The 13,985-nt window shown below is 71.7% G+C and carries 14 protein-coding genes and 2 pseudogenes; 7 read left to right on the plus strand and 9 right to left on the minus strand.

Going from position 1 to position 13,985, the window contains the following annotated elements:
- Positions 1-61: 61 nt before the first annotated feature.
- Together GUY60_RS02280 and GUY60_RS02285 are read right to left on the minus strand one after the other, a co-directional pair.
- Positions 62-757, minus strand: a complete 696-nt coding sequence (locus GUY60_RS02280) for a helix-turn-helix domain-containing protein (protein WP_161693170.1) — start codon at positions 755-757, stop codon at positions 62-64.
- A complete protein-coding gene (locus tag GUY60_RS02285; RefSeq protein ID WP_161693172.1) occupies positions 757-1,665 on the minus strand; it encodes a universal stress protein in 909 nt (302 codons plus the stop codon). Before GUY60_RS02285 ends, GUY60_RS02280 begins: the two co-directional genes overlap by 1 nt.
- Positions 1,666-1,953: 288 nt before the next feature.
- Here GUY60_RS02285 and GUY60_RS02290 point away from each other — a divergent pair, with 288 nt between their 5' ends.
- Entirely contained in the window at positions 1,954-2,604 is a 651-nt protein-coding gene (locus tag GUY60_RS02290; protein ID WP_161693174.1) for a CBS domain-containing protein, read from the plus strand.
- Between the two features lie 138 nt (positions 2,605-2,742).
- On the opposite strand, the gene GUY60_RS02295 is transcribed toward GUY60_RS02290, so the two are convergent.
- The gene (locus GUY60_RS02295) at positions 2,743-3,684 is read right to left on the minus strand and encodes a M23 family metallopeptidase (RefSeq protein WP_246234168.1); all 942 of its coding nucleotides are present in this window, start codon (positions 3,682-3,684) and stop codon (positions 2,743-2,745) included.
- 270 nt (positions 3,685-3,954) lie between these two features.
- On the opposite strand from GUY60_RS02295, the gene GUY60_RS02300 reads away from it, so the two are divergent.
- Together GUY60_RS02300 and GUY60_RS02305 are read left to right on the plus strand one after the other, a co-directional pair.
- Positions 3,955-4,467 carry an Lrp/AsnC family transcriptional regulator gene (locus GUY60_RS02300; protein WP_161693178.1) on the plus strand — a complete coding sequence of 171 codons (513 nt, stop codon included), beginning with the start codon at positions 3,955-3,957 and terminating at the stop codon, positions 4,465-4,467.
- A 79-nt stretch (positions 4,468-4,546) separates the two neighbouring features.
- Complete coding sequence (locus GUY60_RS02305) at positions 4,547-5,260, plus strand: HAD family hydrolase (RefSeq protein WP_161693180.1); 714 nt, start codon at positions 4,547-4,549, stop codon at positions 5,258-5,260.
- Here GUY60_RS02305 and GUY60_RS02310 read toward each other — a convergent pair.
- The 3 genes from GUY60_RS02310 to GUY60_RS02320 form a co-directional block, all read right to left on the minus strand.
- A complete protein-coding gene (locus GUY60_RS02310) occupies positions 5,224-6,381 on the minus strand; it encodes an acyltransferase family protein (RefSeq protein WP_161693182.1) in 1,158 nt (385 codons plus the stop codon). The genes GUY60_RS02305 and GUY60_RS02310 overlap by 37 nt on opposite strands.
- A gap of 202 nt (positions 6,382-6,583) precedes the next feature.
- Positions 6,584-7,012: an SSI family serine proteinase inhibitor gene (locus GUY60_RS02315; RefSeq protein WP_161693184.1), complete on the minus strand. Its 429-nt coding sequence runs from the start codon at positions 7,010-7,012 to the stop codon at positions 6,584-6,586.
- Between the two features lie 97 nt (positions 7,013-7,109).
- Positions 7,110-7,700, minus strand: a complete 591-nt coding sequence (locus tag GUY60_RS02320; protein WP_161693186.1) for a TetR/AcrR family transcriptional regulator — start codon at positions 7,698-7,700, stop codon at positions 7,110-7,112.
- A 481-nt stretch (positions 7,701-8,181) separates the two neighbouring features.
- On the opposite strand from GUY60_RS02320, the pseudogene GUY60_RS38715 reads away from it, so the two are divergent.
- Both GUY60_RS38715 and GUY60_RS02325 read left to right on the plus strand, forming a co-directional pair.
- Positions 8,182-8,289: pseudogene (locus GUY60_RS38715) on the plus strand (transcriptional regulator); the annotation flags it as partial.
- A 37-nt stretch (positions 8,290-8,326) separates the two neighbouring features.
- Positions 8,327-8,662 (plus strand): YnfA family protein, encoded by a 336-nt coding sequence (locus GUY60_RS02325; RefSeq protein WP_161693230.1) that lies wholly within the window; start codon positions 8,327-8,329, stop codon positions 8,660-8,662.
- 38 nt (positions 8,663-8,700) lie between these two features.
- Here the strand turns inward: GUY60_RS02325 and GUY60_RS02330 are convergent, their stop codons facing one another.
- Both GUY60_RS02330 and GUY60_RS38165 read right to left on the minus strand, forming a co-directional pair.
- Positions 8,701-9,594, minus strand: coding sequence for a hypothetical protein (locus GUY60_RS02330; RefSeq protein ID WP_161693188.1), 894 nt, complete (start codon positions 9,592-9,594; stop codon positions 8,701-8,703).
- Complete coding sequence (locus GUY60_RS38165; RefSeq protein ID WP_187369913.1) at positions 9,579-12,032, minus strand: DUF6333 family protein; 2,454 nt, start codon at positions 12,030-12,032, stop codon at positions 9,579-9,581. Before GUY60_RS38165 ends, GUY60_RS02330 begins: the two co-directional genes overlap by 16 nt.
- Positions 12,033-12,226: 194 nt before the next feature.
- Between GUY60_RS38165 and GUY60_RS02340 the strand changes: the two genes are divergently transcribed.
- Together GUY60_RS02340 and GUY60_RS02345 are read left to right on the plus strand one after the other, a co-directional pair.
- The gene (locus GUY60_RS02340; protein ID WP_161693190.1) at positions 12,227-13,207 is read left to right on the plus strand and encodes a hypothetical protein; all 981 of its coding nucleotides are present in this window, start codon (positions 12,227-12,229) and stop codon (positions 13,205-13,207) included.
- Complete coding sequence (locus tag GUY60_RS02345; RefSeq protein WP_161693192.1) at positions 13,189-13,704, plus strand: PadR family transcriptional regulator; 516 nt, start codon at positions 13,189-13,191, stop codon at positions 13,702-13,704. Before GUY60_RS02340 ends, GUY60_RS02345 begins: the two co-directional genes overlap by 19 nt.
- 86 nt (positions 13,705-13,790) lie before the next feature.
- Here the strand turns inward: GUY60_RS02345 and GUY60_RS02350 are convergent.
- Positions 13,791-13,973: pseudogene (locus GUY60_RS02350) on the minus strand (transposase); the annotation flags it as partial.
- Positions 13,974-13,985 lie beyond the last annotated feature (12 nt).

The raw sequence follows: 13,985 nt of genomic DNA on the forward strand, positions 1-13,985 counted from the left end.
AACGCACAGGCCAGAGCACCGCCCACCAAATCAAGGCCGCGACCCACATCCGCGACCCACATCAGGGCCGCGACGCCGGCACGCCAGGAGCGCCCTCCACGAGAACGCGCCGCCCGGTCACCCGACGGGGCGTCAGCAGGACAACGGTGTCCCGGTCCCCGCCGGCCCAGGGGGTCGAGTGCACGGACCGGCGGAACTCCTCGGCGGCGGCCCGGTCCTGCACCGTACGTGCGGGGCCACCGACGAGAACGCTCCAGCCCTGGCTGAACGCCTGATCCGCGCAGTCCTCCTCGAAGGCGATCGTCTCGCCGGCCTCCGCGGCCCGCGCCAGCGGTGCGTCCGCCGCGGTCAGCATCAGGATCTTTCCGTTCACGACCTGGTAGTTGACGGGAAAGATCTCCGGTCCGTCCCGACCGGTGACCGCGACGCGGCCGACTCCGTGATCGCTGAGGAGCGCCCAGCACTCCGCCTCGTCGACCTCGTCCATCCAGGTGTGTACCCCGGACCGGCCGCTGCCGGCGGGGAGGTCGCTCACGTACCCCATCAGGTCCTGGACCGTGGTCTCGAGGCCGTTCGCCAGGCGGACCAGAAATGCCGTTCCGGGCATGGGCAGTTGCTCCTCCAACCGCTCGATGTATCCCGGCGTGGATCCCGTCCGCGCGGCGACCTCCTCCGCGGACAGGCCGAGTTCGGTGCGCCGGGCCGCGACGCGGCGGCCGAGATCGCTCATGTGACGCGGGTCGGTGACGGGGGTCATCACAACTCTCCCTCCGAAGATGCCGTAGGCGCAGGGTGATGCTGGGGTACTACGGCGACCGGGCACGATGCGTGGTGAAGGGCCCGGTGGGCGATCCGGCCGAGTTCCAGACCGACGGGGCGTCGGGTGCGGCGCGCGCCGAGAACGAGCAGGTCGGCAGCGGCGGAGCGGTCCGTGAGCACCTTGCGGGCGGTGCCCTCGACGATGGATCTGCGCAGGCGGACCTGCGGGTACTCGCTCACCGCCGCCCCCAGCGCCTTGTCGAGGGTCTCCGAGGCCCGCTCCTCGAAGTACACGAGGCTCTCCCCGGTCAGGAGCGGATGGTCGAGCGGATCGTGGGCGGCCCGTCGCCAGGTGCGTACGACAACGAGCTCCGCGCCCCGGACCGCCGCCTCGCCGAAGGCGTACCGCACGGCCGGCGAGTCGACGTCGTGGTCGCCGATGCCCAGGAGGATGCGTCGATGGCGTGCTCCCAGCGCGAACTCGTCCCCGCGGACCACGACGACCGGACCATGGGCACGGGCCGCCACCACGAGGCCGACGGAGCCGAGCAGAAGATCGGTGAGACCTCCCCGCCCGCGCGCCCCCACGACCAGGACCGTGGCTTGCTGCCCCTCTCTGATCAGGGCGGTGATCGCGTCCTCGGCGAGGACTTCTCCCGTGACCGGGAGACCGGGTGCGAGGAGGCGGGCGCGTTCCAGCGCCGAGCCGAGGATGTTCTCGGCCATGACCTGGCCGGCGGGCCGGTCGCTGCTCGAGGCCGGCACGGCCCCCTCGTACCGCTCCCAGAGCGAGGCGTGCACGATACGCAACGGCCTGCCGTGCCGTTCTGCCTCCGCCACGGCCCAGTCCAGGGCCGTGCGGCCGGCTTCGGAGCCGTCGACGCCCACCAGTACGGGCGAGTCCATCGTCGCCACCGCCTTCCGTGTGCGAGGTGGCCCACTGCCACGCTCGCACCGGCCACGGCGCCCGGACCAGGGCCGGTCGGTCCCGGCCCCGGCCCGGCCGGGTCCTCCTCCCCCGCCGACCATGGGTCGGACCTCCACCACTGGGCCGCCCGCCCGGGAAACCGGGCCACCCGTACGGGAACCCGGGCCACCCCGTCCGGGAAGGGGACCGTTCGGCACTGCTGCCGGCCTTGGTCCACGCAGCACAGTGGGAAGCACAGGACGCCTCGGCCTCTGGAGGAGAGCGTCATGCGGCACCGCAGGATCAGTGAGCTGATGACCCGTGACGTGGTGAGCGTCCGCGGCGACGTCCCCTTCAAGGAGATCGTCCGGGTGCTTCGGCAGCACCGGATCACCGCGGCGCCGGTGGTGGACGGCGAGAACCGGGTGATCGGCGTCGTGTCCGAAGGAGACCTGCTGCGCAAGACCACCGACCGGAGCGCCGCACCGGCCGACATCCCCGCCGTGCCGGGAGTCGAGGCGTGGGAACGGGCGAAGGCGGAGGGAACGCGCGCCGAGGAACTGATGTCAGCGCCCGCCGTGTGCGCCCGCTCCGGCTGGAGCATCGCGGAAGCCGCGCGCCTGATGGAGGTTCAGGGCGTCAAACGACTGCCCGTCGTGGACGAGGAGGACCGGCTCGTCGGCATCGTCAGCCGCCGCGACCTGCTCGGAATCTTTCTCCGCGAGGACGAGGACATCTCCCGCGAGATCACCGAGGACGTCCTCGACGCGACGCTCGGCCTGGACCCGCGCACCCTGTCCGTCGCGGTGCACGACGGCCGGGTGGAGATCGGCGGCCGGGCCCCGTACCGGACCATCCCGGCGATCGAGCGGATGTGCTCGACGGTCGACGGTGTGGTCTCGGTGTCCTACCGATGGCTCACGGACTCCCCGGACTGACCGCCCCTCACCGGCCCTCCGAGGGCGGCGCGTTCCATGCGCGCCATCGCCTTCGCAGCCTCCAAGCGCACGAGTACGACGCCCCGCCGGGCGCCCACCGCGCCACAGGAGAGGGCGAGCCCGGCGCGGCGCCAGCCGTCACACCCGGATTCCGCGTTGGGCCAGGTACCGGATCGGGTTGATGTCGGAGCCGTAGCCGCGCCGGGCGCGGATCTCCAGGTGCAGGTGGGGCCCGGTGGAGCGGCCGGTGTTGCCGCTGTTGCCGATGCGGCGCCCGGCGTACACGCGCATGCCGGGCCGGACGGCGATGCGGGACAGGTGGGCGTAGAGGACGTAGCGGCCGTCGCGCATCCGGATCGTCACGGCCTTGCCGTACGCCCCGGACCAGCGGGCCAGGACGACGACCCCGGCGCCGACCGCCCAGACCGGGGTGCCATGCGGGACGGCCAGGTCGACGCCGGTGTGGTAGCCGGCGAGCCAGTTGCCGCGCACGCGGTAGCCGGTGGTGATGCGGTAGCGCCGGGTCAGCGGGCGGGCCCAGGGGCGGGTCGGGGCACCGACGCCGCGGCCCGCCTCGGGTCCTGCGGCAGAGGTACCGGGGACGTCGGGGGCGTCGGGGCAGAGCACGCGGTCGTCCGCGGCCGTCCGCCCTTCGGGACCACCCGTCCAGGACCACGGTCCGGTCGGGACGGCCTCCCGCGCCCAGGCCGACGCCTGCTCGGGCGACCACAGCGTGCCGTCGTTCGGCGCGAGCGCGCCCCGCCCGGTCCCGGCACAGGCACCCCCGGCTCCCTCGACACCTTCGACGACGTCGGCCGGGTCGGGCAGGTCGAGGTCGCTCAGGTCGAACTGCGCCTCGTCGACCATGGCGAGCAGGTCCTCGTACTCCTGGTCGTAGTACGCCGTGCACGCGCCGGTCAGGTCCGCGGGGGCGCGCAGGGCGCTCTCCGGGACCGGCATCCGGAAGCCCAGTGCCCCGGCGCCGAGCAGGCCCGCCGCCAGGCCGAGGGCGCGCCGGCGGCTCGCGGGCGGCGCCCCGGAGTCCGGGGCCGTGCTGTGGTCGCTCACTTCGTTACCCATACGAACGAGGACACGGCGAACCCCGGCCTCAGTGCACGCCGACCGCCGCCGTCCGGAGGACCCGGCCGCCCGGCCGCGCGTGCGCTGACAGACCGGAAATGTCCAGCAGTTGGTCCACGCTTGCGCCGCAGATGCGCACCATTGGTACATTCACGGCGGAACATCGCGGACGTACGGCCGCATGTGGCTCAAGCTCGGGCGGCAGCTCGTACGGGCGCAAGGAGAACCGTGGGCGCAGCGCGTCCACGGCTGGCAGGAGGCCGACAGATCATGGCTGTGGACGCGCTCGACACCCGCATTCTGCGGCTGCTGCTCGAACAACCCCGGACCAGCGTGCGCGAGTACGCCCGGATCCTCGGCATCGCGCGGGGCACTCTGCAGGCCCGGCTCGACCGGCTCGAGCGGGACGGTGTGATCACCGGTTCGGGTCCTGACCTCTCCCCTGCCGCGCTGGGGCATCCGGTGCTCGCGTTCGTCCATGTCGAGGTCACCCAGGGGCACTTGGACGAGGTGGGGGACGCACTCGCGGCCGTGCCCGAGATCATCGAGGCGTTCTCCATCACCGGCGGCGGCGACCTCCTGACCCGGGTCGCGGCGCGGGACAACGCCCACCTGGAGGACGTCATCCAGCACCTCATCCAGGTGCCCGGCGTGGTCCGCACCCGCACCGAGGTGGCCCTGCGCGAGCGCGTCGCGTACCGCTTGCTGCCGCTGGTGGAGTCGGTGGGCGCGGCCGCCGACGCGAAGGACCGCCGCCGCCAGGCCGCGTCTGACATCCGCTAGACGCCTCCGCGCGCACGCCCCGTACGCCCGTACGCCCCCGAAAAGCGCTGTCCGCCCCCGCCTTGGCATCCTGGACGGCATGAGCATCTCGAGCAGCGCGGACGGTCTCGCGCGTACCGCCGTCGTCTTCGATCTGGACGGCACGCTGGTGGACAGCGAGCCGAATTACTTCGAGGCCGGGCGGCAGCTTCTCGCCGGTGTGGGCGTCACCGACTTCGACTGGCAGGAGCACGAGCGGTACGTCGGCATCAGTACGGCGGAGACGCTGGCGATCTGGCGGGAGAAGTACGGTCTGGCCACGCCGTTGGACGAGTTGCTGGACGAGAAGAACCGCCGCTATCTGGAGCTGGCCGAGGCCGGGACGCACGCGTATCCGCAGATGCGCGCGTTCGTCGAGCGGCTGCACGCGCGCGGGGTGCCGATGGCGGTGGCGTCCGGTTCGTCGCGCGCCGCGATCGACGCGATACTGCGGGGCACGGGCCTCGACGCGCTGCTGACCACGCTGGTGTCGGCGGAGGAGGTGCCGCAGGGCAAGCCGGAACCCGATGTGTTCCTGGAGGCGGCCCGTCGGCTCGGGGTCGAACCGGCCGACTGTGTCGTCCTGGAGGACGCGGCCCCCGGCGCGGTCGCCGCGTACAAGGCGGGGATGCGCTGCATCGCGATCCCGTATGTCGCCGCGACCGCCGACGACCCCGCCTTCGCTACGGCGGGGCTCGTCTTCCGGGGCGGACAGCGGGAGTTCACAGCCGCGGCCGCCTACGACTGGCTGGCCGCCTCACGTCCGGCGGACTGAGCGGAGGATCCGGCGGACTGAGCGGAGGATCCGGAGAGCTGAGCAGAAGCTCGGTCGGATCTGTCGGCCGGGATCAGGCAGGGCGGGAAACGCGGCTCGACGACCGGCCGCAGCACGCGGCGCACGGGTGCGCTGGACAGCAGCACGGTCACGGCCACGCCGAACAGCGCGAGCAGTGGCACCGCAGCGGCGCCGAGCCGGCCGACCAGTTCGTACAGGCCGTACGCCTGACCCGCCTGCACGAGCAGCCCGTGCACCAGGAACGGGAACATGGTGACCGCGCCGAGTGCGGTGAACCACGTGCGGCGGGCGGGGACCAGCGCGAGGAACGCGACGACCAGGGCCGCCGCGACCGCGAAGAGGACGAGCCGGATCCCGAGGTACTCCAGCGAACCGGTCTGCAGCTCGGTGTGGTTGGCGCGCATGTAGAACCAGTTGGCGTTGAGGTCCGGCGCGAGGACGTACGCGACCCCGAGCGCCGTGAGCAGCGCGGGCAGCGCGCAGCGGCGTACGGCGGGGGTGCGAAGCCGGTGGAAGTGCTCGGGGCGCAACTGGAGTCCGAGGACGAACCAGGGCAGGAACATCAGGACGCGGGGCAGCGCGAGTTCGTAACCCATGGTGGTGAGCCCGGCGGCGAGCGAGACGACCACGGACACGGCGACCGGGTACCGCACGGCGCGCCACAGCGGTGCGGTGATCCGCCACAGGAAGAGCGCGACGAGGAACCACAGCAGGTACGTGGGCTCGGTGGGCGTGAGCGCGAACGGGGCGCCGGTGACGTGCGTGCCGAGTGCCTTGTAGGCCACGTTGAAGAACAGGTACGGCGCGAGCACCCGGGCGAGGAGGGCGCGGACCTGTGGGCCGGTGCCGGTGAAGCCGCGCGAGAAGACGCCGCACAGCAGGACGAAGGCGGGCATGTGGAACAGGTAGACGACGGAGTAGGCGGCCTTGGCGGTCTCCATGTCCCGTACGAGTACACCCCAGTTGTGGCCGATGACCACGAGGACGACGAGCAGGAACTTGGCGTTGTCGAAGAACGGGTCGCGCCCCTCCGACGGCGGGCGCGCCCGGGCCTGGGTGAGATGGCGACGCAGCGGGTCGAGCGTGGCGGAGAGGGTCACGGGTGACAGCTTCCTGACATGAGGGGGTGACGTCGTGGGGGCTTGCCTTGGGCCTGCCTCTCTGTGAACGAGAGAGGTGCGGCGTGGTCCCGGAGGCGCTGCGGGACGGGCGGTCCCGGACGTGCGGAGAGCCGTGCCACAGGGGTGCGGCACGGCTCTCGCCCGACGGACCGCACGGTCGACGGGCCTTCGGGGGTGCGGCTCAGAAGGAGAAGACCTCGCCGGTGGCGGCTTCGGCCTCGCAGGCGTTGGCGAAGGTCTTCCACTGGTGCACGTTGCGCCCGTTCCAGTAGCCGTACTTGTGCACGGTCACCGGCTTGTACTGCTTCGTACAGACGTGGTTCGGGGTCTTGTTCAGCTTGTGGATGTTGCCGTCGACCTCACTCAGCAGCCCGCAGGCGGCCTGCGAGAACGGGTGCGTGCCGCCGGGCGGGGCGCAGGTGAGGAGGGCGAAGGACGCGTCGGACGGGACCGAGCGGTACTCGCCGGGGTGCTTCATGAGGGTCAGCTTCGCGGCGGGCTTGTCCGGCGTGGGCGCGGTGGTGGCCGCGGCGGCGGGCTGCGCGCCCAGGGCGATCGCACAGAGCGCGGCGGCAAGGCCCACGCGAGTGCGGAAGATTCGAGCTGTCATAAGTCATACGTGTAGCCCGTCAAACGTGAAGATTCCGTGACCGTCACCCGCCTGGCCCGCGCCGTCCGTGTCGCACGGCGGGCGGCCGCGGGACCCGTCAGTCAGGCCGAACCGAGCGCCAGATTCGGTCAGGCAGCACGCGGGCCGCTTCGTCCAGGTCGAGGTCGTACGTACTGGACAGCCAGCGGCGCGCGGCCTCCTCGACCGGGCCCATCACGAGGACTTCGAGCACCGGCGTGGACAGCGGTTCGATCCGGCCGGCCTCGATGTGCGGACCGAGCCAGGCGGCGACGGCCCCGTACCGCTCCGCCTTGAACGCCCTGATCTCCTCGGCGTGCGCGGCGAGATGGCCCGAGTACGCGGAGGCGTGCAGGAAAAGCGCGACATCGCGGTGTTCCACGGTGAACCGCAGGTACGCGTGCACGAGCGCGCGGATTCCGGTGCGCGGTGTGCGGGCGTGGCTGAGCGCGTCGAGCATGCTGTCGCAGAGCTGGCCGAGGCAGCGGAGGTAGAGGTGGGCGGCGAGCCCGTCGAAGCTGCCGAAGTGGTGGTAGAGGCTGCCGAGGCTGACTCCGCCGGCCTCGGTGACTGCCGTGACGGTGAAGCCCTGTTGGCCGGATTCGGCGAACACCCGGAGCGCCGCTGTCAGCGCCCGGTCGACGGTGGCGGCGCCGCGCCGCTGCTTCACGTCGGCTTCCTGGCGGCCCCGCTCCGCCGACCTGGCCGGCCACACGGCACTCGGCGCCCCGCCAGGGAACGGATCCGCTCCCCGGCGGGGCCCCTGAGCCCCCGCGTCTGCGGCGAACCGCAGCGCCCCGGCCCGCTGAGGCAAGCAGTGACACAGCCACGCTCGCGCACATCCACGTACAGCAGATCAGACACGAACGCCCTCCGTACTGCGCTCCGTTGCCCCGAAGCCGGTACTTTCCCCCAGGCGACCGCCGGTCACCCCGATTCCCCCGAACCGCCGACGGCCTTCAGGAAGTATGGCCGCGCGGCCGGCCGAATGGAACAGGTTTCTAGAGAAATCTTTTAGAACGGGGCGGGGTGCTGCAGCGGCCGCCTGTTGCGTTCGTCGGAGTTCTCGGCCCCATCTCCTACTGATTCGACGTGTGCCAAAATAGGCGCATTCCGAATGCGAAAGTGGTCCCGACCGAAGCCGTGGCTCCCTGCTGACCTCCGAGCGGCGCGGCACCTGGGTCTACTACCGGGTCGAACCGTCCGTGCTCGCCGCGTTTGGTCAGTTGCTCTCGCCCGCGGCGGCCGCGAGCAACTGACCGCCCCCGCCCGCCCCTTGTACCGCCGAAGGACCACCTGCTCGTCGCCCGTTCCGTCGCCCTGTTCGCTGTCGCCGCGCTGTTCGAGATCGGCGGGGCCTGGCTCGTGTGGCAGGGGGTACGCGAGCACAAGGGCTGGATCTGGATCGGCGCGGGCGTCATCGCGCTCGGCCTGTACGGGGTCGTCGCCACGCTCCAGTCCGACGACAACTTCGGCCGCATCCTCGCCGCGTACGGTGGTGTCTTCGTGGCCGGGTCGATCGCCTGGGGCATGGTCGCTGACGGCTACCGGCCCGACCGTTTCGACGTCATCGGCGCACTCTTCTGCCTCGCCGGGATGGCGGTCATCATGTACGCGCCGCGCGGGCACTGAGGTCGACACGCATTGGGCCGTCGACGCGGTGCCCGACCTCATGTGCCCCGGCCTCGGGCCGGTCGCCGGTACGCGCGTGCGTCGCCGGGCTGTTCGGGAGTGGCCTCCACACCACCACGTGCAGCCCGGTCAACTCCCGCCGCCCCTGCGCCTGTATGCAACGTCCACACCGCCGCCCGGTGTCTGACGGCGACCTCGCCCACGTACCAGACGGCGCCCCGCACCGTCGGCTCGTCCAGGGCCGCCGCCAACTTCTCGCCCGTGCCGTACCGCCCGATCAGCAGCTCGGCGAGCGGGGTCAGCGACTCGGGGGTGAAGTCCCAGGCCCTCGGGTCGTCCCCTGTCGCCGCGGCCCACGTGCCGAACTCCGTGCTGCGGGCGTCGAGCCAGCGCGCAAGCCATGGGTGGCGCTCCTCCGGCTCCCACGGGTCGAGGCCGGGCGTCGCCACCTTGACCGGCTTCCACGCCGGGTCCGTGTCCCGGCGGGCGGCGACCGCCTCCAGGAGACGGCCCGCCGCTTCGCCGAACACCTCGAAGTCACCCCGCTCCTGCGCGGCGATGATCAGGCGCAGCGGATCCAGGTGCGCCTGGCCCAGCTCCGCGTCGGGCCGGACGACGGGGTGGCCCTCGGCGGTCCAACCCCAGCTGCCGCCACCGATGTTCATCAGCGCCTCGCCCAGATACGCCATCGCGCCCTGGAGGAAGTCACGGGACTCGTCCGTACCTTCCGGTGCGTACGTGAAGACGATGGCCTCTTCGAGTACGCGGAGGGATTCGACCGTCAGGTCCAGGGTGAAGTGCTCGGGCGTGTGCCAGATCTCCAGGCGCATCACCAGGGCCGGCACGTCGGCCACCCAGGCGGCCAGGTCGTCGGGTGCCGCCTGGCCCGGCTCGGCGTCGTTCTCCTCCGGTGTCCCTAGCTCCCGAACCACACTTCCTCCAGGTCGAATCGGGCCGACGACGTGCGCCGGACGTGGAACACGGACACCTTCAGGCGGGAGTCGGCCGCGGGGTGCGTCTCGCCGCCGAGGGCGATCGATCCGAGTGAAGGCCAGTCGCGTTCCGACGGCTCGTCGTCGAGGTCGAAGCCCTCTTCCGCCGCTGTCTCGCGGTCCACGCCGAGGGCGTTCAGGATCACCTCCGGGTCGCCGACGATGTCCCAGTCGTCGTCGCAGTCCCAGCCACCGGCGACGAGTTCCTCGCCGCCCGGCAGGATCACCACGTCCTCCAGGTAGCTGTTGCCGTAGTCCATGTCCACGGATCCGACGATGCGCGCCTCCGGGTACCGGGCGCGCTGCCGGTCGGTCTCGTTGGTCAGTGCGTTGGTCAACAGGTCGCTGCCGAGGGCCGGTTCGACGATGTGCACCACGTTCCCCCAGCAGCCGACCAAGACCCGGTCCAGGTCCGAGCGCACCTCCACTTCCGGTGCGTCCCACAGGGAGACGGCCGGCAGCTCCTCGATGACCCCCTCGACGGTGCCGAGCTCCTCCACGATCCGGCGGGCCCGCACCGGGTCGTGCGGGGTGAGCGACGGGCCGTCCGGTCCGCCCTTCGGCGTGGGTGAATCCGGTGTGGAGAACGGCGGGAAGAGCAGGGTCAGGACGGCCCTGCTGCCCCACTTGGGCCGCACCTCCTGGCTGCCGTCGAGCTCTTCCTCGTCGTCGTCCGCCGTTGTCCCCGTGGCCCCGCCCGTCGCGTCGTCGCCGCCGCGGCGCCGCTTGCGGTAGCCGTCCAGGATCTCGCGGAGGCGTTCGTCCGGGTTATCGCGGGCGATCAGGTCGCAGAGGTCGCTCGCCGGCAGGCAGATGTGCCCCTCGTCGTCCAGGTCGTCGAACTCGCCCTCGTCGTCCTCCTCCAGCTCGCCGTCCTCGTCCCAGTCCTCCTCCTCTTCGTCCTCGTCCCGGGGGCGTTCGCTGACGGCGGGCTCGTCGTATGTCGCGTCCTCGTCGGGCTCAGGGTTGAGCCGCCAGCGGGCGTTGTGGTGGCGGACCTGGACCTCGCCGAGGTACCAGGACGCGCCGAGCATGAAGGGCTCGTCGACGGCGCCCTTGATCTCCTCGTACGTCGCGAACCTCGCTCGCACCAGGGCCTCCAGGCGGTCCAGGCTCTCGGGCGAGAAGTCCCAGGCGTCGGCTCCCCCGCCCGCCTCCTCGGCCCACTCCGGGAAGGCGGCGCGGCGCTCGGCCAGCCAGGTGTTGAGGCGGGGGTTGTCGTGCCAGTCCGGGTCCTTCAGGTCCGGGTCGGCCTCCAACAGCCGCAGTTCCTCGGCGAGTTGCTCGCGCTCCTCCTCGCTCAGCGGGGGCGGCAGGTGCTCCGGGCCGACCAGCGGCCACAGGACCTCCGGCCAGCGCTCGCCCTTGCCCTCCCGGCTGCCGCGCGTGCGTCCCCCGTCCGATTCCTCGGCCTCAGGTTCCGCGAACCGGTCGACCACGTCGGCCAGCCGCTCGCCCCCGAGGACGTCGCGCAGCATCTCCGTGGGGTGCTCGGCATGGCCCGCGTACCGCATGCGCTGGACGACGTGGATGGTGTCCGTCCAGTAGGAGTCCGACGCGTGCCAAGTCCCGGACGGGGCCGCGGGGTTGGACTGGCGGAACTGCCAGGTCGCGCCCTTGCGGCGGACCACGTACTCCCCCACGTACCAGGCCGCCACCATCCAGAAGGAGTTGCCCGCGACCTTGTTGTACTCCTCGACCGTGCCGAGGCGGTCGCGGAGCAGTTCCTCCATGGCTTCCAGGGAGGCGGGCATGAAGTCCCAGCGCTCACGGCCGCCGCCCGCGCGGTCGGCCCACCAGGTGAGGTAGTCGTGGAAGCGTTCGTTCGGCCAGTACTTCCAGGTGGCGCCGCATTCGTCCAGCTCGTGGAAGCTCACCCACGGGGTGGGGACGCGCTCCGGCTTCCAGCCCGGTTCGGCCGCCTTCCGTTCGGTGACGGCCTTGCGCAGGCGCAGGGCGACGGTGGCGAAGATGGTCTGCGTCTGTTCGTACGCCGCCTGGCCGACGAGCAGGATCGGCACGATCGGTTCGAGGCCGAGTACCGGGTCCGGCTGTACGGCGGGCATGCCGACGGCGCCCGCCTCCTCGTCCCATATCCAGCGTCCGCCGCCCTCGTTGAGCAGCACCTCCCCCACGTATCCCGCGAGTGCCTCCATATACAGTCCCGGCACGTCCGTCCCGTCGTCCGTCGCGAACAGCGGGAGCGTCTCCTCCTCCAGGAACTTGAGGGAGGCGATGGAGTAGTCGTGCTCCCAGTCTTCCGCGCTGAACTGCGCGACGAACAGGTCCATGCGCTCGTGCAGGGACTCGATCCAGATGTACAACGCGTGGGCGGGCGAGCCCTCTTGAGCGTCCTTGCCCGCGAGATAGGGGTTCATGAGGTCCGAACGTAGGGCATCGCACTGACAATCCGCGGACCGGTGCCGGAGGCCGTTCTTCCGCTCACTTTCCGGAACGCGAGCCTCAATTTCCGGGCGGCCGGATCGGGAACCATCGGCCCCGCCGCGTTCGTCTCCACCGAAACGCGTCTCGCTCGGGACGCGGACCACAGAACGAAGGGGGCACTCGGCGAATGAACGACACCGCCGTGTGGGGGCGGGCGGCACGCGCTCTGCGCGGCGGCGGCCGGCCGCTGGTGCGGGTGACGCTTGCTGTCACGGTCCTGAGCGCTCTGGCCGGGCTCGCGCTCACCGCGCTCGCCTTCGTCCTCGCCCGGCCGTCGCTCACCGGCATGTGGGAGGACCTGCGGTGGGCGCGGAGCGCGGAGGATCCGGTGACCACCAATCCGATGCCGGTGTACTACCTGACGGTCGCGGTCGCGCCCGCCTTCCTCGCGCTGCTCGCCCTGGCGGGCGCGGCGCTTCAACTCGCCTGCACGGAAGCGGTCTTGGCGCGAAGACCTGCGGGGCGCGAGCTGTGGCGCGGCGGCGCACTGCGTCGCGCGTTCGCGGTCCGGATGCTTCGGGGTGTGCTGGTCGCGGTGACCGCCGTGGTGAGTCTGCTGGTGTGCGCGGCGGTGTCGGTGGCGTTCTCGTACTTCCTCGGGGGTTCGGACCCACTGGGCGGGGGCGGGCCCTTCGACCGGCCCACCAGCGTCCTCGCGATGGTCGCCGCCGCCGTCCTCGCACTGCGCCTCGGCTTCGCCCTCGCCCCGCAGTCGGCCACCATGGAGGGGCTGCACCCGCTCGCCGCGCTCGGCCGTTCCTGGTCGTTGGTGTGGAACCGTCGGGCGCTGCCGCGCACGGCGGGCGTGCTCGCGGCCGCGGCGTGCGGCTTCACGGTGCTGTACCTGCTGATACGTGAACTCGCGGAGCCTGTACGCCCGTTGGTGCGCTCCGCGGTGCTGTCCCAGCTGACGCCCAACCCGTACGTCGCCCAGGCGGCGGGCACCCTGGCCCCGGTGGCGGTGGCGGTTCTGCTCGCCGCCGCGGCGATCCTGCCGCCGGCGCAAGCGCTGCTCGCCGCGCTCCACGTCCGGCTTGCGGAGCTGAAGGGGACAGACCCACGCCACAGCGCGGAGGGTACGGTCACCGCATGCCAGAAGTCCGGTTGACCACGCCCTCGTTCCTCGTCCTCGGCATCATCGACAGCTTGGGCGAGGCCAGTCCGTACGACGTGAAGGTGGAGGCGGCGCGCACCGTGGCGCCGTTCTGGTCGATGCCGCACGCGCAGGTGTACGCGCAGTGCGACCGGCTGCTCGGCGCGGGGCTGCTGTCCGAGGTGCGGCAGGAGGGCGGTCGCAACCGGCGCGTCATGCGGCTCACCGAGGCCGGCGCCCAGGAGCTGGCACGGTGGCTGGAGGACGCGGAGTTCGTCCCGGTGGAGGCGCGCGATCGGGGTGTGCTCAAGCTGTGGTTCGGGGCCAGGTCACGCGTGCACGCGCCGGTCCAGATCCAGGAGCATCGGCACGCCCTCGACGCGTACGAGGAACTGGCCGAGAGCGTAGGCGAGTTGCTGCCACGGGGGCAGCGCGAGGCGCTCGAGTTCGGCATCCGGTACGAGCGGATGGTGGTCGACTTCTGGCAGTGGGTGGAGGGCAGGGAGGCATGAGGCCCGTCGGTGGGCCCGCGGCCGGCGTACGGCCGCGGGCGCACCGACGGGCGGCACGAAGGTGCTCTGGCTACGCGCCTTCTTCCGCACACCTCCCGCATGATCTCCTCGCAGCGCGTCAGCATGGCGTCATCGAAGATGCCCTGCCGGTACTTGGTCACGAACACCAAGTGAGCGTGCAGGTTGTAGGCAACGTGACGGCCGGTACGGATATCGGGATTTCGTTCCCAGCAGGGTGAAATACGCCGTATGGTCGCTGAAATGGCCATGGGGGGTGGGTC

This window comes from Streptomyces boluensis, assembly GCF_009908195.1.
In the GTDB taxonomy this organism is placed as follows: Bacteria; Actinomycetota; Actinomycetes; order Streptomycetales; family Streptomycetaceae; genus Streptomyces; species Streptomyces boluensis.